Annotated in this window: 16 protein-coding genes and 1 pseudogene; 12 read left to right on the forward strand and 5 right to left on the reverse strand. The window is 69.6% G+C overall.

Annotated features, from left to right (window positions below; all coding sequences use genetic code 11):
- Positions 1 to 50 precede the first annotated feature (50 nt).
- Positions 51 to 1,010 (forward strand): aldo/keto reductase, encoded by a 960-nt coding sequence (locus FVQ89_RS10535; RefSeq protein WP_147901907.1) that lies wholly within the window; start codon positions 51 to 53, stop codon positions 1,008 to 1,010.
- Positions 1,011 to 1,030: 20 nt separating this feature from the next.
- Here FVQ89_RS10535 and FVQ89_RS10540 read toward each other — a convergent pair whose 3' ends face one another.
- The 4 genes from FVQ89_RS10540 to FVQ89_RS10555 all read right to left on the reverse strand — a co-directional run bounded on the left by FVQ89_RS10540 (position 1,031) and on the right by FVQ89_RS10555 (position 4,925).
- Positions 1,031 to 1,573, reverse strand: a complete 543-nt coding sequence (locus tag FVQ89_RS10540) for a TspO/MBR family protein (RefSeq protein ID WP_147901908.1) — start codon at positions 1,571 to 1,573, stop codon at positions 1,031 to 1,033.
- Between the two features lie 94 nt (positions 1,574 to 1,667).
- A complete protein-coding gene (locus tag FVQ89_RS10545; protein ID WP_255513560.1) occupies positions 1,668 to 3,062 on the reverse strand; it encodes an FAD-binding oxidoreductase in 1,395 nt (464 codons plus the stop codon).
- Positions 3,047 to 4,450 (reverse strand): aspartate aminotransferase family protein, encoded by a 1,404-nt coding sequence (locus FVQ89_RS10550; RefSeq protein ID WP_147901909.1) that lies wholly within the window; start codon positions 4,448 to 4,450, stop codon positions 3,047 to 3,049. The genes FVQ89_RS10545 and FVQ89_RS10550 overlap by 16 nt, the downstream gene beginning before the upstream one ends.
- Positions 4,451 to 4,457: 7 nt before the next feature.
- Entirely contained in the window at positions 4,458 to 4,925 is a 468-nt protein-coding gene (locus FVQ89_RS10555; RefSeq protein ID WP_147901910.1) for an Lrp/AsnC family transcriptional regulator, read from the reverse strand.
- Positions 4,926 to 5,039: 114 nt separating this feature from the next.
- Between FVQ89_RS10555 and FVQ89_RS10560 the strand changes: the two genes are divergently transcribed.
- The 11 genes and pseudogenes from FVQ89_RS10560 to FVQ89_RS10605 all read left to right on the forward strand — a co-directional run bounded on the left by FVQ89_RS10560 (position 5,040) and on the right by FVQ89_RS10605 (position 23,645).
- Positions 5,040 to 6,476, forward strand: coding sequence for an aminobutyraldehyde dehydrogenase (locus tag FVQ89_RS10560; protein WP_147901911.1), 1,437 nt, complete (start codon positions 5,040 to 5,042; stop codon positions 6,474 to 6,476).
- Positions 6,477 to 6,581: 105 nt separating this feature from the next.
- Positions 6,582 to 7,103 (forward strand): hypothetical protein, encoded by a 522-nt coding sequence (locus FVQ89_RS10565; protein ID WP_147901912.1) that lies wholly within the window; start codon positions 6,582 to 6,584, stop codon positions 7,101 to 7,103.
- A complete protein-coding gene (locus FVQ89_RS10570; protein WP_147901913.1) occupies positions 7,100 to 7,933 on the forward strand; it encodes a PP2C family serine/threonine-protein phosphatase in 834 nt (277 codons plus the stop codon). The genes FVQ89_RS10565 and FVQ89_RS10570 overlap by 4 nt, the downstream gene beginning before the upstream one ends.
- A gap of 2 nt (positions 7,934 to 7,935) precedes the next feature.
- Complete coding sequence (locus tag FVQ89_RS10575; RefSeq protein WP_147901914.1) at positions 7,936 to 9,387, forward strand: serine/threonine-protein kinase; 1,452 nt, start codon at positions 7,936 to 7,938, stop codon at positions 9,385 to 9,387.
- Positions 9,388 to 9,421: 34 nt separating this feature from the next.
- A complete protein-coding gene (locus FVQ89_RS10580; RefSeq protein WP_255513561.1) occupies positions 9,422 to 15,349 on the forward strand; it encodes an Ig-like domain-containing protein in 5,928 nt (1,975 codons plus the stop codon).
- Positions 15,350 to 15,386: 37 nt separating this feature from the next.
- On the forward strand, positions 15,387 to 16,358 hold the full coding sequence (locus tag FVQ89_RS10585) for a MoxR family ATPase (protein WP_147901916.1): 972 nt from the start codon (positions 15,387 to 15,389) through the stop codon (positions 16,356 to 16,358).
- The gene (locus FVQ89_RS10590) at positions 16,355 to 17,728 is read left to right on the forward strand and encodes a DUF58 domain-containing protein (RefSeq protein ID WP_255513562.1); all 1,374 of its coding nucleotides are present in this window, start codon (positions 16,355 to 16,357) and stop codon (positions 17,726 to 17,728) included. Before FVQ89_RS10585 ends, FVQ89_RS10590 begins: the two co-directional genes overlap by 4 nt.
- Positions 17,725 to 20,022, forward strand: a complete 2,298-nt coding sequence (locus FVQ89_RS10595; RefSeq protein WP_147901917.1) for a transglutaminase-like domain-containing protein — start codon at positions 17,725 to 17,727, stop codon at positions 20,020 to 20,022. The genes FVQ89_RS10590 and FVQ89_RS10595 overlap by 4 nt, the downstream gene beginning before the upstream one ends.
- A pseudogene (locus FVQ89_RS14710) lies at positions 20,019 to 20,237 on the forward strand (zinc ribbon domain-containing protein); the annotation flags it as partial. The gene FVQ89_RS10595 and the pseudogene FVQ89_RS14710, both read left to right, overlap by 4 nt.
- Positions 20,238 to 20,348: 111 nt before the next feature.
- The gene (locus tag FVQ89_RS14625) at positions 20,349 to 20,852 is read left to right on the forward strand and encodes an FHA domain-containing protein (RefSeq protein ID WP_255513563.1); all 504 of its coding nucleotides are present in this window, start codon (positions 20,349 to 20,351) and stop codon (positions 20,850 to 20,852) included.
- A gap of 183 nt (positions 20,853 to 21,035) precedes the next feature.
- Positions 21,036 to 23,645 carry an FtsK/SpoIIIE domain-containing protein gene (locus FVQ89_RS10605; protein ID WP_255513614.1) on the forward strand — a complete coding sequence of 870 codons (2,610 nt, stop codon included), beginning with the start codon at positions 21,036 to 21,038 and terminating at the stop codon, positions 23,643 to 23,645.
- Between the two features lie 11 nt (positions 23,646 to 23,656).
- On the opposite strand, the gene ald is transcribed toward FVQ89_RS10605, so the two are convergent.
- Positions 23,657 to 24,772 (reverse strand): alanine dehydrogenase, encoded by a 1,116-nt coding sequence (gene ald, locus FVQ89_RS10610; RefSeq protein ID WP_147901920.1) that lies wholly within the window; start codon positions 24,770 to 24,772, stop codon positions 23,657 to 23,659.
- Positions 24,773 to 24,849: the final 77 nt, after the last annotated feature.

Genomic DNA, 24,849 nt, shown 5'->3' on the forward strand with positions numbered 1-24,849 from the left:
CGGGTGTTCTCGAGGCCTGCTGGGGAGGAGGCGATGTCTAGGCTCGGTGTATGCAGACCCGCACTCTCGGAACGTCATCCCTCTCCGTCAGCGTCGTCGGCCTCGGCTGCAACAACCTCGGACGCATCGGCACGTTCACCGAGACACAGGAGGGTGCAACCGACGTCGTCCTCGCGGCCCTCGATGCCGGTGTGACCTTCTTCGATACCGCGGACATCTACGGAGCCGAGTACGGTCTCTCCGAAACGCTTCTGGGGGCGGCCCTCCGCGGGCGCCGAGACGAGGCAGTCATCGCGACGAAATTCGGCCACCAGCAGTTCGCGGCCCCTCTCGCCTCGGTCGGACCTCGCGGCGGGCGTGCCTACATCCGTGCTGCCGTCGAGGGCTCGCTCGCTCGGCTCGGCACGGATCGCATCGACCTCTATCAGTTGCACACACCCGATCCGGTCACCCCGATCGAGGAGACCCTCTCGGCACTCGATGAGCTGGTGCGCGAGGGAAAGGTCCTGGCGATCGGCCACTCGAACTTCGATGGGACCCAGATCCGCGCGGCCGCCGCAGCCGCCCACGCAGCGGGCCTCACCCCGTTCGCTTCGGCGCAGAACGAGTACAGCCTGCTGGCGCGCAGCGTCGAGACGGATGTCCTTCCGGCCGTGCGCGAGCACGGACTGGGCTTCCTGCCGTTCTTCCCGCTTGCCAACGGCCTCTTCACCGGCAAGTTCAGCCGCAGCGAACGACCCGCCGACTCCCGCATCGCTCGGCAGCGGCCGCACATCGCCGACGACGCGCCGTGGGACGCGATCGAGGCCTTCGAGCGATTCGCTGCAGACCGCGGGATCGGCATCCTGGAAGCCACCCTGGGATGGCTGCTCGCGCGACCCGAGCTCTCGAGCGTCATCGCGGGTGCGACGCGCCCCGAGCAGATCCGCCAGAATGCCGAGGCGGGATCGGGATGGCGGCCGGACGCCGACGAGGTCGCCGCGATCGAGGCGCTGTTCCCCGCATCCTGAGGCCCAGCGGCCCGTGAGCCTCAGCTCGCGTACGCGGCGATCGTCACATTGAGGCTGCCCGCGAACAGCAGCCACGCGGCGTACGGACACAGCAGCAGGCCGGCGAGTCGACTGATCGGCCAGAAGCGCAGAATCGTGTACAGCACGGCGAGCAGCATCGCGATGAGGATCGCGAAGGCAAGCCAGAGCGCTGCGACACCCATCGCCGGGTAGAGGGCGAAGAAAACGGGTGCCCAGGCGGCGTTTATGGCGAGCTGGACGCCGTACGCGAGGAGCGCCCCGCCGACCCGCTCCTGGGTGCGCTGCCGCCAGACGAGCCACGCGGCGACCGCCATGAGCAGGTACAGCACGGTCCACACCGGCGCGAAGACGATGTCGGGCGGGGTCCACTGGGGCTTCTCCGCGGTCGCGTACCACCCCGTCACGTGCGACACGGTCGCGAGCGCGCTGATCGAGCCGACCCCCACCGCGAGAACGATCGATCCGAGCAGGGCGAAGGTCGACACCCCCGGATGTGCGGCGCTGCGGATGTGCGCGCCCAGCGGCTCGCTCGCCTCGGTCATACGCCACCACCCCCGAATCTCACGGTATCCGGACGCGGGTGTCCCCACGCGGGGGTTGACGCGTCGACCGGGGCGTGGCAGCGGCCGGGCCTGGTCAGTGCCCGATGAGGGGCCCGAGTGCGCGCGCGACGAGCGATGGGCGGCCGGTGAGGCCCTCCTCGGCATCCGCGACGCCCATCGCAGCGAGCCCGGCGTTCGCTCCGAGGAAGCGGAAGGGCTCGACCTCCCAGTCGGGGGATCGGTGGCCCACCCAGGGCAGGCGCACGAGCTCGCTGTCGGTGCCGGAGAGAAGATCGGCGAGAGTGCGCCCGGCGAGGTTCGTAGTCGACAGACCGTCGCCGACATAGCCTCCGGCCCACGCGATCCGGGTGCGGGGATCGAAGCGCACCCCGGCGTGCCAGTCGCGCGGCACTCCGAGCGGACCACCCCACCGGTGGGTGACCTCGACGTCGCCGATCGCGGGGAACAGTTCCCCGAGGGTGCGGCGCAGATGGCTGAATACGCGCTCGACCCGGTCGTAGCCCGGACGGATCGCACTGCCGAAGTGGTAGCGCGCGCCTCGCCCCCCGAAGGCGAACCGGTCGTCGGCGGTGCGCTGTCCGTAGACCAGCAGGTGCCGGTAGTCGCTGAAGGTGCGTCCGTGCGGCACATCGATCTCGTCCCACACAGCGGCGGGCAGGGGTTCGGTCGCGATCATGAGCGAATAGAGCGGGAGGATCCGGCGGTGCGTCTGCGCGAGCCCCGCGCCGTACCCCTCCACGGCGAGCACGATGCGATCGCAGCTGACGACGCCACGATCGGTCTCCACCCGGCCCGGATCGACGCGGGTCACCGTCGTGCCCTCCGCGATCCGCACGCCGCGCGCCTCGACGGCGCGGGCGATCCCGCGCACCAGCTTGGCGGGGTGTACCCGGGCGCAGCTCGGATCGAAAACCGCCCCGGTCGCGCCGGCCGCGCGGACCGCGTCAGCATCCCACCACTCGAGCGGATCGACCCCGAAATCGGCGGCCTCGTCGACATCCGCCCGTCCCGCCCGCTCTTGCACGACCGAGCGGGTGTAGAGCACCGTGCCGCCACGCACATAGTCGCAGTCCACACCGGCCTCGGCGGCGGCGCGTCCGACTTCATCGACGGTGCCGATCATGGCGCGTCGCATCGCGACGGCACCCTCGCGGCCGTGCGTGCGGGCGAGCGAGGAGGCGGACCGCGGGAACAGCGCGCTGCACCAGCCGCCGTTGCGCCCGGAGGCGCCGAACCCCGCGATCTCTTTCTCGATCACCAAGATGCGGGCGGTGGGTTCCCGTTGGGCGAGATACCAGGCCGTCCACAGGCCGGTGAGGCCCCCGCCCACGATGACGACGTCGGCATCCGTCGGACCGTCGAGGCTTGGACGCTGCGCCAGGTCGTCGCCGTCGGCGGCGACCGAGTCGTGCCAGTACGAGATCTCGCGGTAGCCGCCGCCTGCCGGGGTGTTCAGAGTCGTGTCCACGCCTCGGTCAGAACGCCGCGGAGGATCCCCTCGATCTCGTCGAACTCGGCAGGCCCGATCGTGAGCGGCGGCGCGAGCTGCACCACCGGATCGCCGCGGTCGTCGGCGCGGCAGTAGAGCCCCGCGTCGAACAGCGCCCTCGAGAGGAACCCGCGCAGCAGCCGCTCCGACTCGTCGTCGTCGAAGGTTTCGCGCGTGACCTTGTCTTTCACGAGCTCGATGCCGAAGAAGTACCCGTCGCCGCGCACATCACCGACGATCGGAAGGTCGAGCAGACGCTCGAGCGCCGCGCGGAACACGGGGGAGTTCTGCTTGACGTGATCGACGAGCCCCTCCTCTTCGAAGATGGCGAGGTTCTCGAGCGCCACGGCCGACGAGACGGGATGCCCGCCGAAGGTGTACCCGTGGTAGAAGGCGGTCGTGCCGTGGCGGAAGGGCTCGTAGAGGCGATCGCTCACGATGCAGGCGCCGATCGGCGAGTATCCGCTCGTCATGCCCTTGGCGCACGTGATCATGTCGGGGCGGATGTCGTAGGTCGTCGAGGCGAACATGTCGCCGATGCGTCCGAACCCGGTGATCACCTCGTCGGCGACGAGAAGCACGTCGTACTTGTCGCAGATCTCACGGACCCGCTGGAAGTATCCGGGGGGCGGAGGGAAGCATCCGCCGGAGTTCTGAACAGGCTCGAGGAACACGGCCGCCACCGTCTCGGGGCCTTCGAAGAGGATCATCTCCTCGATGCGGTTGGCTGCCCAGCGCCCGAATCCCTCGAGCGACTCGCCCTCGTATCCGGCCTCGGCGGCACGGTAGAAGTTGGTGTTGGGGACGCGGAATCCGCCCGGCGTGATCGGCTCGAACATCTCCTTCATCGCCGGGATGCCGGTGATGGCGAGTGCGCCCTGCGGAGTGCCGTGGTACGCGACGTAGCGCGAGATCACCTTGTGCTTCGTGGGGCGCCCCTGGAGCTTCCAGTAGTACTTCGCGAGCTTGAAGGCCGTCTCGACAGCCTCCCCTCCGCCCGTCGTGAAGAACACGCGGTTGAGGTCGCCCGGCGCGTAATCGGCGAGTCGGTCGGCGAGCTCGATGGCTGCGGGGTGGGCGTAGGACCACAGGGGGAAGAAGGCGAGCTCCTCGGCCTGCTTCGCGGCCGTCTCGGCGAGACGACGACGTCCGTGCCCCGCGTTCACGACGAACAGCCCCGAGAGGCCGTCGAAGTAGCGCTTGCCGTGGGAGTCCCAGATGTGGTGACCCTCGCCCTTGACGATGATCGGAGCACCGTGCTCCTCGAGCACCGACTGGCGTGCGAAGTGCATCCAGAGGTGGTCCTTGGCCTTCTGCTGCAGCTCGGCGTCGGTCTGCGCGCTCAGGGCGTTGTCGGTCATGGTCATGGTGCGATCACCTGGTTCCCCAGTTGTAGAGCTGCTTGTGCAGCTTGAGATAGACGAAGGTCTCGGTGGACTGCACGCCCTCGATGGTGCGGACGCGCTCGTTGAGCAGCTCGATCAGGTCGTCGTCGTTCTCGCAGACGACTTCGGCGAGCAGGTCGAAGCTGCCGGCGGTGAGCACCACGTAGTCGACCTCGGGGATCTCGCCCAATCGCTCGGCGACCGCTCGGCTGTCGCCGGTCACGCGCACGCCCACCATGGCCTGCCGGAAGAATCCGAGCTGCATCGGATCCGTCACCGCGACGACCTGCATGACCCCGGCCTCGGTGAGCTTCTGCACACGCTGGCGCACAGCGGCCTCCGAGAGGCCCACGGCCTTGCCGATCTCGGCGTACGACCGTCGACCGTCCGCCTGCAGCTGCTCGATGATCGCCTTCGACACGTCGTCGAGCACGGGCGGGCGGCTGCGCGGGGTCATGCGCCCGATTCTCTCATCCGACACCCACTCCGACAAGCGAATCCGCAACATCAGGCGTCACTTGCGACGGAATCAGCAGTTCCGTGGTGCTGGAACTGCGATTAGGGTGTGGGCATGGCCGATCGGATCCTGCGCAACTTCATCAATGGCGAATATGTCGATGCCCGCGGCGACGACAGTTTCGCGGTCATCGACCCCGCGACCGAGCAGAGCTATGCGAGCTCGCCGGTGTCGGGTCAGGCGGACGTCGACGCCGCGTTCGCGGCCGCGGCGACGGCCTTCGAGACCTGGGGGGAGTCGACCCCCGCCGAGAGGCAGCTCGCTCTCTTCCGGATCGCGGACCGCATGGAGGAGCGCGCCGAGGAGTTCGCCGACCTCGAGTCGCAGGACACCGGCAAGCCCCGTGCGAGCCTCGTCGACGACGAGATCATGCTCTCGGTCGACCAGATCCGCTTCTTCGCCGGAGCTGCTCGGAACCTCGAGGGGCGCGCCACTGCGGAGTACATGAAGGACCACACGAGCTCCATCCGTCGCGAGCCGATCGGCGTCGTCGGGCAGGTGACCCCCTGGAACTACCCCCTCAACATGGCCGTGTGGAAGTTCGCCCCGGCCATCGCTGCGGGCAACACGAGCGTGCTGAAGCCCTCCGACACGACGCCCCAGTCGACCCTGCTGCTCGCCGAGATCGCTGCGGAGTTCCTCCCGGCGGGCGTGCTCAACGTCATCACCGGCGACCGGACGACCGGCGCGAAGATGATCGAGCACCGAACCCCGCAGATGGTGTCCATCACCGGATCCGTGCGGGCAGGCATGGAGGTCGCGCGCGCCGCGTCGTCCGACCTCAAGCGCGTCCACCTGGAGCTCGGCGGCAAGGCGCCCGTCATCGTCTTCCCGGATGCCGACATGGCGGCGGCTGCGGAGGGCATCGCGACGGCCGGCTATTTCAACGCCGGGCAGGACTGCACGGCGGCGACCCGCGTTCTCGTGCATCGTGACGCGCACGACGACTTCCTCGCCGCGCTGTCCGCATGGGTTCGCGAGAACGTGTCGACGGGCGACCCCCACGACCCGGACACCTTCTACGGGCCGGTCAACAACCAGAACCAGCTCGATCGCGTGCTGGGCATGCTCGGTGCTCTTCCCTCCCACGCCGAGGTGGTCGCGGGCGGTGGACGCAAGGAGGGGAACGGCTACTACATCGAGCCGACGATCGTCGACGCGCTCCGCCAGGACGACGACGCGATCCAGACGGAGATCTTCGGTCCCGTGATCACCGTGCAGACCTTCGCCGACGAGGCCGAAGCGCTCGCGTGGGCGAACGGGGTGCAATACGGCCTGTCATCGAGCGTGTGGACGTCGGATCACGGGCGGGCCATGCGGTTCGCGAAGCGCCTCGACTTCGGGTGCGTGTGGATCAACACGCACATCCCGCTCGTGGCCGAGATGCCCCACGGAGGCTTCAAGCACTCCGGGTACGGCAAGGATCTCTCGATGTACGGCTTCGAGGACTACACGCGCGTGAAGCACGTCATGAGCTACATCGGAGCGTGACGGACGGTTCCTCCACAACCCACCCCCTCGGGGGATGGGGCTCCCCGCAACGACAGGCGAGAATGGGAGGATCGGGAGGGGGGTGAGCCGCGCGTGCACGATGACATGGACGACACGGTTCCTCAAGCCGTGCGTGAGCGCATCGCGCGCACGACGGTTGACGCCGAGGACGTTGACGTCGTCCTGGGCGACACCGTTGCGCGTCCGGGCAGTCGACCCTCGTCACCGGTATCGGTGGAGCCGCCTCCCGTTCCCGCGGCGCTGCTCCCGCATCACCGGATCCGCATCGGCGACGGCGCGCCCGTCGAGCTCGACCGTCCGATCCACATCGGGCGCCGCCCCACCGGCGCGCGTGTGCCACAGCCTGTGCCTCCGCGCCTCCTCGAGGTCGAGAGTCCGGCGGGTGGCATCTCTGCGACGCACCTCGAACTGCGCGAACTGGGCGGAACGGTCGTCGCGACCGACATGCGCACCTTGAACGGCAGCGAGGTCCGCGTCCCCGGTTCGCCGGTGCGCGCACTCGGACGCGGCGAGTCGGTGGTCGTCACCCCCGGCACGCGGATCGATCTCGGTGAGGGTGTCGTCATCGAAGTGCTCACACCGGGGCGACCGGGAGGTGCGCGATGACGCGACACGGAGTCGATGCCGCACGCCAGTCGTTCCCCGTGCCAGGGCGGCCCGGCGAGGTCGTCGCGCTCGGCTGGGCGGCCGCGACCGATGTCGGACGGCGACGCCAGACCAACGAAGACAGCCTCGTCGTGGTGCCTCCCGTCTTCGCAGTTGCCGACGGCATGGGCGGGCACACCGCGGGCGACCGGGCGAGCGCCGCCGCAGCGGAGCGGCTGTCTGCTCTCGGGGATCGCGACGACATCGATTCCGAGGTCGTGATCGGTGCGTTGCGCCAAGCGGCGCACGACATCGACGAGCTCGCCGAGCTGCTGCCCCTCGGTGCGGGCACGACGGTCACGGGTGCGGTACTGGAGCTCGCCGGAGGACCCCCGAGGTTCCTGGTCTTCAACGTCGGCGACAGCCGTGTGTACGGGTTCGAGGGTAACGAGCTCATCCAGATCACTCACGATCATTCGGTGGTGCAGGAGCTCGTCGATGCGGGGCTGATCGACGCGCAGGATGCCGAGGCGCATCCGGAGTCGAACGTCGTCACTCGCGCTCTCGGGTTCCGTGAGGATCCGCAGCCCGATTTCTGGGAGATCCCGCTTCGCGCCGGCATGCGCCTGCTTCTGTGCTCCGACGGGCTCACCAAGGAGCTGTCGGCTTCACGCATCCACCTGCACCTCGCGGCGCGTCTCTCGCCGGCCGAGACGGCCGGAGCGCTCGTCGACGCAGCTCTTGCCGCAGGGGGGCGCGACAACGTCACGGTCATCGTCCTGGACGTGCTCGACGCACCCGCACACGTGTCGGCACCGCATGCCGACGACGCCGCCGGGGCGAGGGGGTGACCATGGCGCGACGACTTCCCTCCCAGCCGCCCGTCCTGCCCGGGTTCTCCTACGTCCACGTGCTCGGTTCCGGCGGCTTCGCCGACGTCTTCCTGTACGAGCAGAACATGCCGCGTCGCCAGGTGGCGGTGAAGGTCATGCTGAGCGAGGTCGTCAACGACCAGGTTCGGCAGATGTTCCAGGCAGAGGCCAACCTCATGGCCCAGCTGAGCGCACACCCGTCGATCCTTACGGTGTATCAAGCGAGCGTCTCGAGCGATGGCCGCCCCTATCTCGTCATGGAGCTCTGCTCGGCCGCGCTCTCTGAGCGTTACCGACGCGAGCCGCTGCCCGTCGCGGAGGTCCTCCGGATCGCGGTCAAGATCGGCTCGGCCATCGAGACCGCGCACCGTGCCGGTGTGCTGCACCGCGACATCAAGCCTTCGAACATCCTCCTGACGGCATATGGGCATCCCGTGCTCTCGGACTTCGGCATCGCGTCGACCCTCACGGCGCAGCGCGAGCAGGATTCCGTGGGCCTGTCGATTCCGTGGTCGGCACCCGAGGTGCTGCTCGACGAGACGCCCGGCACCATCGCCTCGGAGGTCTGGTCGCTCGGGGCGACGGTGTACTCGCTGCTGGCTGGGCGCTCGCCGTTCGAGATCCCGGGCGGATCGAACTCCTCGTCCGATCTCATGGCACGGATCGGGAAGGCGCGGCCGCAGTCGATCGGGCGCCCGGATGTGCCCGCGAGCCTCGAGGCGCTGCTGCGGCGCTCGATGGCTCGGCGCGCCGATCAGCGACCCGGAAGCGCGCTCGAGTTCGTGCGGGAGCTGCAGCTCGTGGAGGCAGAGCTCGGCATCCCGCAGACCTCGGCCGAGATCGTCATGGAGGAGTGGGCGCTCGGCACCGTGGCCGACGATGAGGACCGCACTCGTTTGCGTCCGGTCGCCACCGGCTCGGCACCCCCGCGATCGGGCGGCCGTCGCCGACGTACTCCGGCGCGGGCCCAAGCGGCGTATGCACCGGTCGGCACCGTCCGCGAGCCGAGTGCGCCGGCATCCGGGCCGTTCTCGAAGTCGCGACCCGCGGAGGCGGGGCCGCGCGCGCGGGGAGTGGCATGGGTGCTCGCCGCGGCCGCACTCCTCGTGACAGGACTCGGTGCGACCGCACTCGTCGTGCTGCTGCGCACGTTGGGCAGCGACGTCCCCGTCGTGAGTGACATCGATGCCCGACTCGACTCCGGCGGGCGTATCGAGTTCAGCTGGCGGGATCCCGGCCTCTCGGAAGGCGATCGGTACCAGGTGCAGGTCGTCGACGAGGGCGTCGCCGCGACCCCGACCCTGCAGGAGTCGGCGGTCTTCGTGGTCGACGCCGACCCGGGCGACACCGTCTGTGTGACGGTGGCCGTGAACCGGGAGGGGGCGACCGGCGCCTCGAGCTCCGAGAAGTGCGTGGAAGCGGCCGAGGGCTGATATGGCCTCATGGCTCTCCGCCCACCATTCGCTCGTGGCGACTGCTACGAGCGGCACCGTCGTGGCGGCGCTCGTGGCGGCGCTCGCGGTCGTCTCGACGGGATATACCGCACAGCGGATGGATCTGAGTGATCCGTCCGTATGGGTCGCCGGTGGCGAACGCCAAGCGATCGGACGGGCGAACACACTCGTGCGCGAGCTCGACAGCGTCGTGGAGACGGATGCGGACAGTCCGGAACTCGTCCAGGACGCCGACACCGTGCTGCTCGTCGACAGCGCGAGCGCGACGATGCGCGTCGTCGACCCGGCGACGGCGCAGCTCGGGGAGGATGTGGCGCTCCCGCCGCAGCAGCCCCGGGTGTTCCTCACGGGAGACCGGGCGGTGATCCTGGCGCGGGGAACCGGCGAGCTCTGGTTCGTCCCGATCGGCGAGCTCGAGAGCTTCGACGCATCCGTGCCGCCCACGCTCAGCCTCGGTGGTGGCGCGGTCGTCGCTGTCACGGAGTCGGGAGCCATCGTCGCGTACCTTCCTGCAGAACAGGAGCTCTGGCGGGTCGATCCCGGGTCGATCGAAGTCGACGAGCGCACCCCGATCGAGTGGGGAGCGGCCGCGCTGTCGACCGACGCGGTGCAGGTGACCGCCGCGGGCGAGAACTGGGCGGTGCTCGACACCGTGACGTCCGAGTTCGCCACCGCATCCGGGGTCAGGGACCTCGGCGACGCTCTCGGCACGGGCGCGCGCATGCAGGAGCCGGGTCCGCCGAACGCGCGGGTCCTCATCGCCGATGCGACGTCCCTCATCACCGTTCCGCTCGAGGGTGGGGATCCGCGGACTCTCGTGGATGATGCCGCGGGTGTCGCGGTCGACCCTGTCGTCGTCGACGGCTGCCGTTACGCGGCATGGAGCGGAGGGCTCGGATGGCGCGGCTGCGGTTCGGACGATCCGGAGCGATTCGAGCTCGCCGACATGCCGGGCAATCCTCGGCTCGGTTTCGCGGTGAACGGTGCGCGTGTACTGCTCAATGACGCCGACGGAGGCGCCAGCTGGGCGGTGCAGTCCTCCGGCGAGCTCATCGACAACTGGGATGAGCTGATCCGTGACGAGGATCGCCAGGAGGACCGCCCGCAGGCCGACGATGACACGCCTCCCGAGTTGGAGGAGGTGCAGCAGCCCCCCGTGGCGGTCGACGACGAGCTCGGCGCGAGGCCCGGCCGCGCGAGCGTGCTCCCGGTGCTGCTGAACGACTACGACCCGAACGGCGACGTTCTGGTGATCACGGGCTTCGACCCGATCGACGAGACGGTCGGTCGGCTCGACCTCGTGAGCCGCAATCAGCAGCTGCAGATCACCCTCGCCGACGACGCGAGCGGCGTGATCCGCTTCGGCTACACGATCAGCGATGGGCGTGGTGGCACGGCGAGCGCCTCCGTCGAGGTCACCGTGCGCGGGGACGATGAGAACTCCCCTCCGAGGGCGGTGCGCACGTCCACGGCGACGGTAGCCGCCGCAGGGCGGGTCTCGACCCAGGTGCTGGGCGACTGGTACGACCCGGATGGCGACGCGATCTACCTCACGGGCGCCGCAGTCGCCGCCCCCGACCAGGTGGGCTACAAGCCCGACGGCGTGGTGGTCTTCACCGACTCGGGCGCCGAGCTCGGAACGAAGACGGTCGCGCTCACGGTGTCCGATGGTCGCGCCCAGACCGGAGGTTCTCTCCAGGTCACGGTGCGCGAGCGCGGTCAGGTCGACATCACCGTCGAGCCGTGGGTCGCGCTCGCGACGGCGGGGGAGGAGATCACCGTCCGGCCCCTGCTGCACGTCCGCGGCGGCAATGCGACGATCCGCCTCGGGGGCGTCCCGCCCAAGTCGGGCACGACGATCACGCCGAGCTTCGAGGCGGGCACCTTCACGTTCCTCTCGGACGAGATCCGTACCCACTACATCGAGTTCACGGTCACGGACGGCACCCAGACGGCGACGGGCTTCGTCCGGATCGACGTCACGGCGCCCGCCGACGCGTCGACTCGCCCCGTCACGGTTCCGAAGACGATCTTCATGACGGTCGACTCGACCCAGACCGTCGATCCGACCTCGACCGACATCGATCCGGCCGGTGGGGTGCTCGTCGTGACGGGAGTCACCAACATTCCGGCGGGGTCCGGTATCCGCGCCGAAGTCCTCGACCAGCGGCGCGTGCGTGTCACCCTCGCGGCGCCGCTCGACGATCCCGTGCCGATCACCTACCGCATCAGCAACGGGCTCGCGGAGGCGGAAGGCACGATCACGGTCGTGCAGATCCCGCACCCGGCGCGATTGCAGCCTCCGATCGCCACCGACGATCAGGTCACCGTGCGGGTCGGAGACGCCATCGACATCCCCGTTCTCGACAACGACGAGCAGCCCGACGGCGAGGAGATCGCGCTGCTGCCCGACCTCGCGCAGGATGTCCCCGAGGACGCCGGTCTGCTCTTCGTATCCGGCGATCGGCTTCGCTATCTCGCGCCCCAGACGGCAGGAAACTACTCGGCCGTCTACGCCATCGAAGGACCGGACGGCCAGATCGCCCAAGCTCAGGTGCTCATCTCGGTGCGCGAGCGCAACGCGGCCACGAACAACCCGCCGTTGCCGCTCACCGTCACGGCGCGCGTGCTCGCCGGGCAGTCGGTGCGCATCGACATCCCGACGAGCGGAATCGATCCCGACGGCGATGCGGTGCAGCTGATCGGTCAGACGACAAACCCGGAGAAGGGCAACGTCGTGGGTGTCGAGGGCTCGACGATCGAGTATCAGGCGGGGGACTACTCCTCCGGGACCGACGTGTTCCAGTACGCGGTCGTCGACGGCCTCGGCGCGCGTGCCACGGGCACCGTGCGCATCGGTATCTCGCCCGCCCTCGACGGGGCGAGGAACCCGGTCGCCAATTTCGACGCCGTGACCGTCCGGCCGGGCGGCACCGTGTCGGTGCAGGCGCTGCTGAACGACTCCGACCCGGACGGCAGCCCGCTGCGGATCCGGCAGGTCGAGCCGAACGGCGAAGGCATCGTGGCCGAGATCGTCGGCGACGACGTAGTGCGCATCACACCCCCGACGGCGTCCGGCGACTACAGCGTCGTGTACACGATCGAGAACGAGACGGGCGGCACGAGCTCGAACTTCATCCGGGTCACCGTCTCGCCCGACGCCCCGCTCGCTCGTCCCACTGTGAGCGACACCGTGTTGAGCGTCGCAGACGTCCTCGAGCGGACGACGGTCGACGTCTCAGTGCTCGATCGGGTCTTCTTCGCCGACGGCGACGTTCAGGACCTGAGGGTCGAGCTGGTGCCCGGGTACAGCGAGTCGGCCGAGGTGCTCTCGGACAAGCGGGTGCGTGTGACGATCGGCGATCGCAGCCAGATCATCCCGTTCGCGGTCGTCCGCCCGGATGACCCGAGCATCCGCGCGTACGCCTTCATCCGGGTTCCCGGCTACGACGATGCCCTTCCGCAGGTCAACCCGAAGGCGCCTCTGCTGAAGGTCGAGTCGGAGTCCACACTGAGGATCGACCTGACCCGCTACGTCGTCGCACTCGGCGGGCAGACGGTTCGTCTCACCGACTCGAGCACCGTACGCGCGACGCACTCCGATGGGGGCAGTCTCGTCGTCGACGAGAGCACCCTCCAGTTCACGTCCGCGGACCGATATTGGGGTCCCGCGTCGATCAGCTTCGAAGTCACGGACGGCACATCGGCGAGCGATCCCGACGGGCACGTGACGACCCTGTCGCTTCCGATCGACGTGACCCCCCGTGAGAACCAGCCTCCGGTGTTCACGGGAGGCGTCGTCGAGTTCGAGCCCGGGCAGGACAAGGAGCTCGACCTCGTCAAGCTCACGAAGTACCCCTACGACGACGACATCGACGAGCTCACCTACACGGTGCTCGATCCTCTGCCGTCGGGCTTCAGCTACCGCCTCAACGGGCAGCGACTGCTGCTGACGGCGGATCCCTCGGCGGTGAAGGGGTCGACGACAACCATCACGCTCGGTGTGCGCGACGCACTCAACGAAGGCCAGAGCGGGCGGATCCAGCTGCGCGTCGTTCCCTCGACTCGGCCGCTCGCCCAGCCGATCGCCGACCGCGCGGTCGCCCAGCGGGGCGAGACGACCTCCATCGACGTGCTCGCCAACGACGCGTCCACCAATCCGTTCCCCGACGTCCCGCTTCGGGTCGTCGACATCCGCGGGTTGAGCGGCGACGGCCTGCCGCCGGGTGTCCGTGTCACGCCGAGCGCCGATCGCTCGCGTCTGACCGTCACCGTCTCCGACTCGGCGGAGCCGATCGACACGACCCTCCAGTACAAGCTCGCCGATGCCACGGGCGATCCGGACCGGATGGTGTGGGGCCTCGTGACGATCTCCGTGCAGGACGTGCCCGATCCGGTCACCGGGCTCCGCGTGGTCGAGTTCGGCGATCGGTTCCTCCGGCTCTCCTGGTCGGCGGGTCTGTTCAACAATTCGCCGATCAGCGAGTTCCGGGTGACTCTCGCCGATCCCGCGTCCGGCTCGCCCATCTCGACCACGAGCTGTGCGGTGACGGTCGCATGCACGGTCTCCACGCCGGGCAACGGGCCCTCGAACGCGGTGCGGATCTCGGTGGTCGCCGTCAACGCGATCGGCGAGTCGGAGCCGACCGCGCTCGTCGGCTCCATCTGGTCGGACGTGATCCCGCCCCCGCCCGACTCGGTCGCGGCGACGCCCGTCTCCCACGGGTTGCGCGTGACGTGGCGCAAGCCCTCCTCGGGGTCGGGCAGTCCCATCGACAACTACGTGATCACCGTCGGCGGGCAGTCAGTGACCCTCCCCGTCTCGGAGGGTGACCCGGTCGGGACGAGCTACGCACGAACGATCACGAGCCCGGGTATCGCGAACGGCAGCGCCGTGGCGTACACCGTGAGCGCTCGGAACAAGGCGCCGAACTCCCTTGCGACCTGGAACCAGGCGGGCGGATCGGGCACACCCGCGGGAGCGCCGATCTCGACCGCGAGCCCCACGGCCACCGCTTCAACGACAGACGGAACGACCGCCAGCGTCTCGTGGTCGGGCGCGTTCGACGACAACGGCAAGGCCTTCGCCGCGTTCTACGTCGTGCGTCACGCAGGATCGACCCCCAGCTGCACCGTGACCGGTGTCGACGACGGCAACCCCCAGCTCGACGAGCCCACCGGATCCAACGTCCAGAAGCTTGCCGGCAGCGCCCGCACGGCCACGTTCACGGGGCTCTCGCCCGACACGACCTACACCTTCACGGTGTTCGCGTACAACGGGCAGGGATGCACCGGATCGAGCCCGGTCACCGCCACTCCGCGCGCCGCGCCGGGGAACGTGGCGTCGGTCACGACCTCGCCGCCGAGCTTCCGCGATGGTTACCTGTGGGACTTCCGGCTCGTCTCGGCCTCGATCCCGAGCGGATCCGCCGACGTCGACGGCTACATCTACCGACTGAGCGGTGGCAGCACCGACACCTCGACCTCGGACATCATCGATCTCGGCGACTACCTGACCGCTGGGACGACCCACTACGGCAACGACATCAGCGTGCAGGTGAAGGCCTGCAAGAGTTATGACGGCGGGGAACTGACGCTCTGCAGCCCGAACTGGTCTCCCGCGCAGCATCTCGGGCGGCCGGTGAGCATCCAGGTCACCGGCCTGCAGGCGATCGTCACCTCCGACCCCGTCCCCGCGGGCGACCCGGGCCAGGGCTACTGGAGCTGGACGAGCGGACCCGCGGAAGCCACCGGCGACGGACGCGGCTACGACTCGGTGAGCTTCACCTGCGGCGACGCCGACACCTCCGACAGCGACAAGATCTGCGAGGTCGTCGGATCCGGACCGCTCGGTACGAGTTATCCCGACCTGGTGGTGTCGGTCGAGGCGAACGGCGCCGTGTATACGCGAACATACTCGTGGAACGACACCCCCCAGTGAATCCGAACGACTGCGCACCCGTGAGAGGACTACCCACATGACGATGACGCCCGAACAGGCGAGCAGCTTCCACGAGACGTTCGGACGTCTCGTCTCGGGGGTCGAACAGGTGCTGCTCGGCAAGACCTTCGTCGTACGCCTGGGGTTCATCGCCCTCTTCAGCGAGGGTCATCTGCTGCTCGAGGACTTCCCCGGTACGGGAAAGACGTCGCTCGCCCGCGCGATCGCTCAGAGCGTCGATGGCACGAGCAACCGCGTCCAGTTCACGCCTGACCTGCTGCCCGGAGACATCACGGGTGTCAGCATCTACGACCAGCGCACGGGCGAATTCGACTTCCATCGCGGTCCGGTGTTTGCGAACATCGTGCTCGCGGACGAGATCAACCGGGCGAGCCCGAAGACTCAGGCCGCGCTCCTCGAAGTGATGGAGGAAGGGCGGGTCACCGTCGACGGAGCCACCCACCCCGTCGGCGCACCCTTCATGGTGATCGCCACCCAGAACCCGATCGAACAGGCCGGCACCTACCGGCTCCCCGAGGCGCAGCTCGACCGCTTCCTGCTGAAGGCATCGATCGGTTATCCCGATCACGCATCGACCGTGCGGATCCTCGAGGGCGCGGGCGTGCGTGCGCACGACACCATCGTCCCGGCCGTCATCTCGGCCCGGGAGGTCGTCGAGCTCGCGGCGCTCGTGCGGACCGTGCACGTCGACCCGTCGATCAACGACTACGTTTCGCGGCTCACCGAGGCCACCCGCTCCGCGACCGAAGTGCGGCTCGGGGCGAGCGTACGCGGCGCCCTCGCGCTCATCCGGGCCGCCAAGACGCTCGCCGCGGCGAGTGGCCGCCACTATGTCGTGCCGGACGACATCAAGTCGCTCGCCGAGCCCGTCCTCGGGCACCGGCTGCTGCTCGACCCCGAGGCGGAGTTCGACGGCGTGACGGCCTCGAGCATCATGTCGCAGCTTCTGCTCGAGACGCCTCCGCCCAGCGATCGGCAGGCTGTGTGACCTCTCGCAGCCGCACCCCGTCGCGCGAGACGACGCCGACGGCCGAGATCTCCGGGCTCACCAACACGCGTGCCCGGATCGTCGGCGCGCGCACCGGTGTGCTCGCCGACACGGTCGTCGAGATCGTCCGGCTCGCGCGCGCCGTGTCGGAGGCGTTCGGCCGAATCGGGCGGCGTCTCGGCGGGGTGGTCACGCCGGTGGGGTGGGTCGTGCTCGCGCTCATCCCGGTGGCGCTCGTGGCCGGCTACAGCCTCGGCTGGCTCGAACTCGTCGCCGTCGGGTGGGCGTCGCTGGCGCTCTCGCTGATCGCGGGGGCTGTACTGGTGGGCCGTGCACCGTTCCGCATGGCTCTCGACCTCCCGCACCGCCGTGCGGTGGTGGGGGAGCCGGCGCGCGGCTCCGTCGAGGTGCGTAACCCCAGCTCGCGGCGCACACTCGGCGCCGTGCTCGAGATTCCCGTTGGCGACGGGGTCGTCGAGGTCGCCATCCCCGGTCTGCGGCGCGGACGCTCCCAGGTGCAGGAGTTTCAGATCCCGACCCAGCGACGCGGCGTGGTGCAGGTCGGGCCGGTGCGCACCGTGCGCGGCGATCCGCTCGGCATCGTGCGTCGTGAGATCGTGTGGACGCCGTCGCGCGAGCTCGTGGTGCATCCGCGAACGATCGGCATGCCGTCGACGAGCACCGGACTCATTCGCGACCTCGAGGGATCTCCGACCCGCGACCTCACCTCGAGCGATGTCGCCTTCCACGCCCTCCGGGAGTATCAGGCGGGCGACGACCGTCGGCACATCCACTGGCGGTCGACCGCGAAGACGGGCACCTACATGGTGCGCCAGTTCGAACAGACCCGACGCAGCCATCTCGTCGTGGCGCTGAGCCTCGCGACCCACGACTTCACCGATGCCGACGAGTTCGAGCTCGCGGTGAGTGTGGCCGGATCGCTGGGCGTGCAGGCGGTGCGCGACGGACGGACGGTCTCCGTCGTCGTGTCGGCACTGACGCCGGAGTTCGCCAAGCGCCGTGTGGTGGCCGTTCGCCCTCTTGCCGTGCACTCGCCCGAGCGGCTGCTCGACGACCTCGCGGTCGTCGAGGCCGACGTCAACGGGCTGCCGCTGAGGGACGTCGCCCGAGTCGTCGCCGACGACACCCCCGGCGTCTCGATCGCCTTCCTCGTGTGCGGATCGCGCACGAGCGCTCAGGAGTTGCGTGCGTGCGCGGCGCGCTTCCCCCCGGACGTCGAGGTTGTCGCGGTCGTGTGCGATCCGGAGGCCGAGCCCGGGCTCCGGCGGATCGCGGGCCTCCGCGTGCTCACGATCGGCTACCTCGACGAGCTGAGGCTCGCCCTCGCTCGATCGGCGGCGGTGGCATGAAGCGCAGCGTGAGCCTCGGGGTGCTCGTCGACGTCCTCCAGCTCTGGATCGCGATGGGCATCGCGGCCGTCATGCTGTGGCCGATCTACCGCTCCGACAGCTTCGTCGTGCTCGCCGCGATCGCGATCGCCCTCGGGACGCTGATCGCACTCGCGGGAGCGGCATTCCGCTGGCCGGGCTGGATCGTCTTCCTCGTCACCGTTGCCGCGTTCGCGCTCGTCGGGGTCCCCCTCGCCGTCCCCGGTGAGGCGGTTGCCGGGCTGCTCCCCAGCGTCGACGGGCTGGTCGACCTGTTCAGCTCGGTCGCCCTCGGCTGGAAGCAGCTGCTCACGATCACCTTGCCGGTGGGCGACTACCAGGCTCTCCTCGTGCCCGCGCTCGTGCTGCTGCTCGGCGGCACGGTCGTGGCGGGCTCCATCGCGTTCCGCTCGAGCCGGGGCGAGCTGGCAGTGATCCCCCCGGTCGTGGTGTTCCTCACCGGCATCGTCTTCGGTCCGTCCGAGGCATTCTGGCCGATCCCGCTCGGCCTCGGGATGCTCGTCGCCTGCCTCGTGTGGGTCGCATCGTGGCGTTGGCGGCGGCGCCGGGCAGCGTCGCGCCGATTCGCCCGCGCGACCGGCACCCGCGAGCGCCGCGGGCGAGGTCAACTGCGCACCGTTCTCGGGGCTCTCCTGATCGTTGCGGTCGCTGGAGCGGGCGCCGCCTCCGCCGCGATCGCCGCCGCCCCCACGGGCGAGCGCGACGTTCTCCGCAACGCCGTGCCGCAGCCGTTCGACCCCCGCGACTACGCGAGCCCGCTCTCCTCGTTCCGCAGCTACCTGCGCGAGGGGGAGGCCGACCGCACGATGCTGACCGTCGAGGGACTCCCCGAGGGCGCCCTCCTCCGGATCGCCACGCTCGATACCTACGACGGCGTCGTCTATTCCGTCGGATCCGCCACCGTCGACTCTGCGTCGGGCACCTTCGTGCGGCTGCCTTCGGCGATCGACCGCAGCTCCGTCTCGGGGCGTCGTGTGCAGCTGACGATCTCGGTCGACGGGTATTCGGGCGTGTGGGTGCCGACGGTCGGCCTCCTCGAACAGATCGACTTCCGCGGCGACGACGCCGCGAGCCTGGAGGATGGCTTCGCCTTCAACGAGACCAGCGGGACGGCCGCAGATCTGGCGGGCCTCCACGCTGGCGACGTTTACCGCCTCGACGCCGTGATCCCTCAGCAGCCGTCGAGCGGCGACCTCATCGACGCGGTGCCCGGGTCGGCGGTGGTTCCGCGCATCGCGGAGGTGCCCGACGACCTCACCTCCGCTCTCGAGCGCTACACGACCGGGGTCGACGGGGCGGGTGGGCAGCTCGTCGCCGCCATCGATGGGATGCGCGCCGAGGGGTACATCAGCCACGGAATCGGCGAAGACGAGCCCGCGAGCCGATCCGGTCACTCGCTCGACCGTATCGGCGAACTGTTCAGCACACCGCTCATGATCGGCGACGCCGAGCAGTACGCGGTCGCCGCGGCGCTCATGGCCGATCAGTTGGGCTTCCCCGCTCGTGTGGTGATGGGATTCGTACCGCAGACCACCGAGTCCGGTGCGGTCGAGGTGCTCGGATCGGACATCTCGGCATGGATCGAGGTCGACACCGCCCAGTACGGGTGGGTTGCGATCAATCCCGTTCCCGAGACGCGCCCCATCCCGGAGGAGGAGCCGGAGGACCCGACGCCCGTATCTCGTCCTGAGTCGATCGTCCCGCCCCCGGCCGATCGGCCCGATCCGCGTGAGGACCAGACCGATCCCGACACGACGGCCGAGGATCCGGTGGCCCCCGATCAGACGCTCGAGGTGCTGCTGCAGGCGCTGCGCATCGCGGGCATCTCGCTGCTCGCGGTCGCCATCGCGCTGTCGCCCTTCCTCCTCGTCGTCGCGGCGAAGGCTCGACGCCGCTACCTGAGGCGCACGGCACCGACCGCGCTCGGGCGCATCCGCGGCGGATGGGACGAGTTCGCGGACCTCGTATTGGATCACGGGCTGCAGGTCCCGATCGCCGCAACGCGCACGGAGGTCGCGGCGGTGGTCGGCACCCTCCCATCGCGCGTGCTCGCAGCCGTAGTCGACCGGGCCGTGTTCGCCCCGGGCGCCCCTGCGGAGGCCGACGCCGATCGCGTCTGGCTGGCGGTAGGGGAGCTGCGCGGATCGCTCGACGCTCCCCGCACGCGTCGCGAACGTCTGCGTGCGCGGATCTCGCTGCGCTCGCTCGGAGGCGGGGTGCGGCAGTTGCTCCGTCGGCCGGGGAGGCGATCGTGAACTGTCGATACTGCGGCACGAGCCTGCCCGTGGGGGCCCTGTTCTGCGTCGAGTGCGGCCGCTCCATCGCGGAGGCTCCCGCGGCGATCCCGTCTGTTCCTCCGGTTCCGTCTGCGCCGTCCGTCCCACCGGTCCCGGCGCCGCCTGACCCGCACGGAGGGTCGATCCACTGCGCCCAGTGCGGCGCGCTCGTCGGCTCGGACGAGATCTTCTGCGGCGAGTGCGGCTTCGTGCTGCGCCCGATCACGGGGATTGTGGGGGCCTCGTCGATCGACGTTCCGGAAGCGAGCCCTGAGACGGCGCCGGAGACGGGGCGAGAGTTCGAGATGTCCGAGCCCGAGCCCGAGCCCGAGCCGGAGCCGGAACCGGAACCGGAGCCGGAACCGGAACCCGAACCGGAGCCGAATCCCGAGCCGGTGGTCGACCGGGTATCGTCCCCGATCCCATCCGCACCCGCGATGGAGGACGTGGAGGCGACCAGGATGGTCGCTCGCGCACCTGCGGGAGAGCGCTACGTGCTGCAGTTCAGCACGGGCGAGAGCATCGTCGTCACCGGGAGCGGTTTGGTCGGGCGCAACCCCTCCGCCGAACCCGGCGAGTACGTCGACGAGTTGATCCCGATCTTCGATGTGGGCAAGTCGGTTTCGAAGACCCACGCGGAATTCGGCCAGGAGTCGGGCAGGTTCTGGATCGCCGATCGGTACTCGACGAACGGCACGGTCGTGCGCAGCCCTGGCGAGGCTCCTGTGCGTTGCCAACCCGGCCGTCGATACATGATCGGCCGCGGTACCCGGGTCGAGATCGGGGAGCAGTTCTTCATCGTGAGCTGATCCCTCAGGGGGCGCTCATCGTCCACGTTGTCCACGGGTCCGTGTCCCGTGACCGGATCACGATTCGGGGACCGCTTCGATCGGAGGATGCGACCACCAACGGAACGACTGACGCTGCCGGTCTTGCCCGACCCGCCACGGCGACCGGGGATCCCGTTGGTCGCGACCGGAGCACCCGTGGTGATGGCCCTGGTCATGTGGGTGTTGACCTCATCTCCGTTCGCGCTGATGTTCGCCGTTCTCGGCCCGGTCGTCGCGCTCGCGTCGCTCGTCGACGGGCGACGCTCGGCACGGCGGGAACGTCAGCGCCAGATCACGGAGACGGCGACGAGGCTCGACGAACTGCGAGAACGGATTCTGGGTCGCGAGAACCGGCTGCGTCAGGAGCTCGTGTCGCGTGTTCCCGACGCACATACGCTCGTTGCCGGGGAGATCCGCGAGGTCGTGGATGGCTGGCTGCTCGGCTGGGGGCGGCTGCCCTCGGGGATCGAGTTGGTCTCGGAGGGCGCCGTCGACATTCCGCAGCTCGGTGCCGGGGTGTCGGCAGTTCGGCAGGCGGCTGCGACCGTCTCCGGGGCGCCCGTTGTCGTGCCCGTGGGGTCCGAGGTCGGGGTCGAATCGCCGTCGATCCGGGCTGCGCTCGCCAGGTCATTGGTAATCCAAGCGGCGGCCGCATGCGCGCCGGGAACCGCGGTGGTGACGGTTCCGCCGGGAGAGGACTGGGCACTCGAACTGCCACATCGGGTTCAGACCGGGGACCACTGGGCTGTGACGACAGACGCGCGGCGCCTCGTGCGGGTCGCGGCGGACGACGCTCTCCGCCTTCGGGTGCGGATCGACACGGACGCACCGATCCCCGTGCTCGCACACGTTCCTGAAGAGCTGCCTCTGGATCGTCCCGCCTTGCTCGGGTCCGCCACAGCGCTGCACCTCGCGCGCCGACTCGCACATCGGGCTCATCAGGCCGGGTGGCGATCCGACGCCGCGCTTCCCGGGCGGGTCTCGTTCTCGAGTGTCGTCGAGATGGGGGTCGGGCCGCGGGTCGCGTTGGGTATGGACCCGGACGGCGCCCAATTCGTCGATCTGACCACCGAGGGGCCCCACGCGCTGGTCGCCGGGACGACGGGTTCCGGCAAGAGCGAACTGCTGGTCACCTGGGTGCTGGCCCTCGCGGCGGCGTCCTCACCGGCGGAGCTTTCGATCCTCCTCATCGACTTCAAAGGGGGCGCGACATTCGCGCCGCTCGCCGCTCTGCCGCACGTCGTGGGGGTCGTGGACGATCTCGATGAGAGGGCGGCCGCTCGCGCCGTCGCCAGTCTGAGGGCCGAAATGCGGCGTCGGGAACGCGTACTCGCCGAGCGCGGTGCGCGCTCGATCGCGGAACTTCCCTCCGAGGCTCTGCCCCGGCTCGTGGTGGTGATCGACGAGTTCGCAGCACTCATGTCGCTCGACCCGGGTGCCGAGCCCGTGCTCGCCGATCTCGCCGCGCGGGGACGCTCCCTCGGCATGCATCTCGTTCTCTGCACGCAGCGGCCGGCGGGTGTCGTCCGGGATGCGGTGCTCGCGAACGTCACCGTGCGGATCTGCCTGCGCGTGCTCGATCCAGCGGACAGTCGGGCGGTCATCGGCACCGCTCTCGCGGCGGAGCTGCCCGCCGATTCCCGCGGGCGGGCGGTGCTCGGTCAGGGCGGCGATGCACGCCGATTCCAGGTGGCCCTCGCGGATCAGGACGACGTTGCCGCGGTGATCCGGCGATGGTCCGACCACCCGAGACCCGAGGCGCGACCGTGGCTCGATCCTCTTCCCGCAGTGCTCCCTCGCAGTTCCCTTCCCGGACCAGAGCAACCCGGGGGAATCGTCGTGGGGATGAGCGACCTTCCTCACGAGCAACGGCGAGCACCGCTCGAGCTCGATCCCTGGTCGGGTGGCCTGCTCGTACTCGGAGGTGCCGCTTCGGGGCGCACGGCGGCGCTCTGCACCGTTGCGGAGGCGGCGGAAGCCGCGAACGCCGAGATCCGATGGGTGCCGGGCGATCCTGCCGAGCTCTGGCACGCGCTCTCGAGCCCGCAATCTGGGCGTGTGCTCGTCGTTGCGGACGACGTGGATCGCACACTCGCGCTCGCCGAAACCGACACCCGTGATGACCTCATCGATCTGATCCGGGCAGCGGCACGCGACTCCCGACGCAGCGGTCTCGCGATCGCTGCGAGCGCGCGGGGTGTGGGAACGGTTCTTTCGGGCGTGCATTCCGCGTTCGAGGCACGGATCCTCTTGCGGATGCCGAGCCGTGACGAGCATCTGCTCGCGGGTGGAGGGCACCTCGATCATCGCCCGGATCGGAGGCCGGGATCGACCGTGTGGAGCGGTGCCGAGTCGCAGCTCGCGATACCCGACGGCCCTCCGCCGACGCCCTGGAGGTTCGATCTGCCCGAGCTGCACCTTCGCGAACTCGCATCCGGGCGATGGGGCATCGTCGCCTCTCATCCGGCGGAGGTCGCCGATGCCCTGCGCACACTGGGCATCGGCGTCTGCAGTGTCGAGGCACACCCGCCAGGGGAGCTGGGCAGCTCAGGGCTCGGGGTCCTGCTCGGCGACCCGGATCAGTGGCTCGGCGCGTTCGGCGCTCTCGGCGCGATCCGGCGAAGCGGGCGGATGCTGATGCTCGGCTGCGCTTCGTCCGATCATCGGGCCCTCACGCGATCGCGCGCGCCCCTCCCGCCGCTCGGCGGCATCGACGAGGGATGGCTCGTCACCGAGGGCCGCACCCTCCGTGTCCGGGTGCGTCGCGCGTGAACCGCGGGTACTCAGGCGAGACCGAGCTGCGGCTCCTCCGCGACGAGCCCGTGCGCGGCGGCAACCGCCGGATTCACCACGTGACCCGCATGCACGTTGAGCCCTCGCGCGAGAGCAGGATCGGTGCGGAGTGCTTCGCGCCATCCCGCGTTCGCGATCGCGCGTACATAGGGCAAGGTCGCATTCGTCAGGGCGTACGTCGAAGTGTTGGCGACCGCCCCCGGCATGTTCGCCACGCAATAGAAGAGCGAGTCGTGCACCGAGAACGTGGGGTCGGCGTGCGTCGTCGGTCGCGAGTCCTCGAAGCACCCACCCTGATCGATCGCGATGTCGACCAGCACGCTGCCCGGGCGCATCCGCGCGACGAGAGCGTTCGTGACGAGTTTCGGGGCCTTGGCGCCCGGCACGAGCACCGACCCGATCACGAGATCCGCATCGAGCACCGCCCGTTCGATCTCGAGGCTGTTCGAAGCGATCGTGCGCACCCGTCCGGCGTAATGGGCGTCGATCTCGCGCAGGCGCGGGATGTTGGTGTCGAGTACCGTCACCTGCGCCCCGAGACCCACCGCGACCGCGACGGCGTTGGTTCCCGCAACTCCGCCTCCGAGAACCACGACGTGCGCGGGCCGAGTCCCGGGCACACCGGGCACGAGCAGCCCCGGCCCTCCCTGCGGCCGCATCATCACGTTCGCGCCCACGATGGGAGCGAGCCTCCCGGCCACCTCGCTCATCGGAGCGAGAAGCGGCAGAGCCCCGGAGGCGAGCTGGACCGTCTCGTACGCGATCGCCGTCACCCCGCGCCCGACGAGCTCACGCGTGAGTTCCGGCTCTGCCGCGAGATGCAGGTACGTGAACAGCACGAGTCCGTCCCGGAAGCGTGCGAACTCCGACGGGATCGGCTCCTTGACCTTGAGGACGAGATCCGCTTCGCCCCAGGCGGTGTCGGCATCCGGAACGATGCGGGCGCCCGCCGCGCGGTAGTCGTCGTCGGCGATCGACGAGCCGTTGCCCGCGCCGGCCTGCACGAGCACCTCGTGACCGTGGACGGCGAGATCGTGCACGCCGGACGGAGTGATCGCAACACGGAACTCGTTGTTCTTGAGTTCGCTGGGCACGCCCACCTTCATGCGCACACCATACGCGCCGTGACGCGTGAATCCGAAGCAAAATTCGGTTCAGGATGCTGATTTCGTGAAATCTATGT

This window comes from Homoserinibacter sp. GY 40078 (genome assembly GCF_008017545.1).
Classification (GTDB): domain Bacteria; phylum Actinomycetota; class Actinomycetes; order Actinomycetales; family Microbacteriaceae; genus Homoserinibacter.

Excerpts from the sequence above, each read along its gene's own strand:
- FVQ89_RS10535 (WP_147901907.1), top strand. The coding sequence starts at position 51 with ATGCAGACCCGCACTCTCGGAACGTCATCCCTCTCCGTCAGCGTCGTC.
- FVQ89_RS10540 (WP_147901908.1), bottom strand. The coding sequence starts at position 1,573 with ATGACCGAGGCGAGCGAGCCGCTGGGCGCGCACATCCGCAGCGCCGCA.
- FVQ89_RS10550 (WP_147901909.1), bottom strand. The coding sequence starts at position 4,450 with ATGACCATGACCGACAACGCCCTGAGCGCGCAGACCGACGCCGAGCTG.
- FVQ89_RS10555 (WP_147901910.1), bottom strand. The coding sequence starts at position 4,925 with ATGACCCCGCGCAGCCGCCCGCCCGTGCTCGACGACGTGTCGAAGGCG.
- FVQ89_RS10560 (WP_147901911.1), top strand. The coding sequence starts at position 5,040 with ATGGCCGATCGGATCCTGCGCAACTTCATCAATGGCGAATATGTCGAT.
- FVQ89_RS10565 (WP_147901912.1), top strand. The coding sequence starts at position 6,582 with ATGGACGACACGGTTCCTCAAGCCGTGCGTGAGCGCATCGCGCGCACG.
- FVQ89_RS10570 (WP_147901913.1), top strand. The coding sequence starts at position 7,100 with ATGACGCGACACGGAGTCGATGCCGCACGCCAGTCGTTCCCCGTGCCA.
- FVQ89_RS10575 (WP_147901914.1), top strand. The coding sequence starts at position 7,936 with ATGGCGCGACGACTTCCCTCCCAGCCGCCCGTCCTGCCCGGGTTCTCC.
- FVQ89_RS10585 (WP_147901916.1), top strand. The coding sequence starts at position 15,387 with ATGACGATGACGCCCGAACAGGCGAGCAGCTTCCACGAGACGTTCGGA.
- FVQ89_RS10595 (WP_147901917.1), top strand. The coding sequence starts at position 17,725 with ATGAAGCGCAGCGTGAGCCTCGGGGTGCTCGTCGACGTCCTCCAGCTC.
- FVQ89_RS14625 (WP_255513563.1), top strand. The coding sequence starts at position 20,349 with ATGTCCGAGCCCGAGCCCGAGCCCGAGCCGGAGCCGGAACCGGAACCG.
- FVQ89_RS10605 (WP_255513614.1), top strand. The coding sequence starts at position 21,036 with ATGGCCCTGGTCATGTGGGTGTTGACCTCATCTCCGTTCGCGCTGATG.
- ald (WP_147901920.1), bottom strand. The coding sequence starts at position 24,772 with ATGAAGGTGGGCGTGCCCAGCGAACTCAAGAACAACGAGTTCCGTGTT.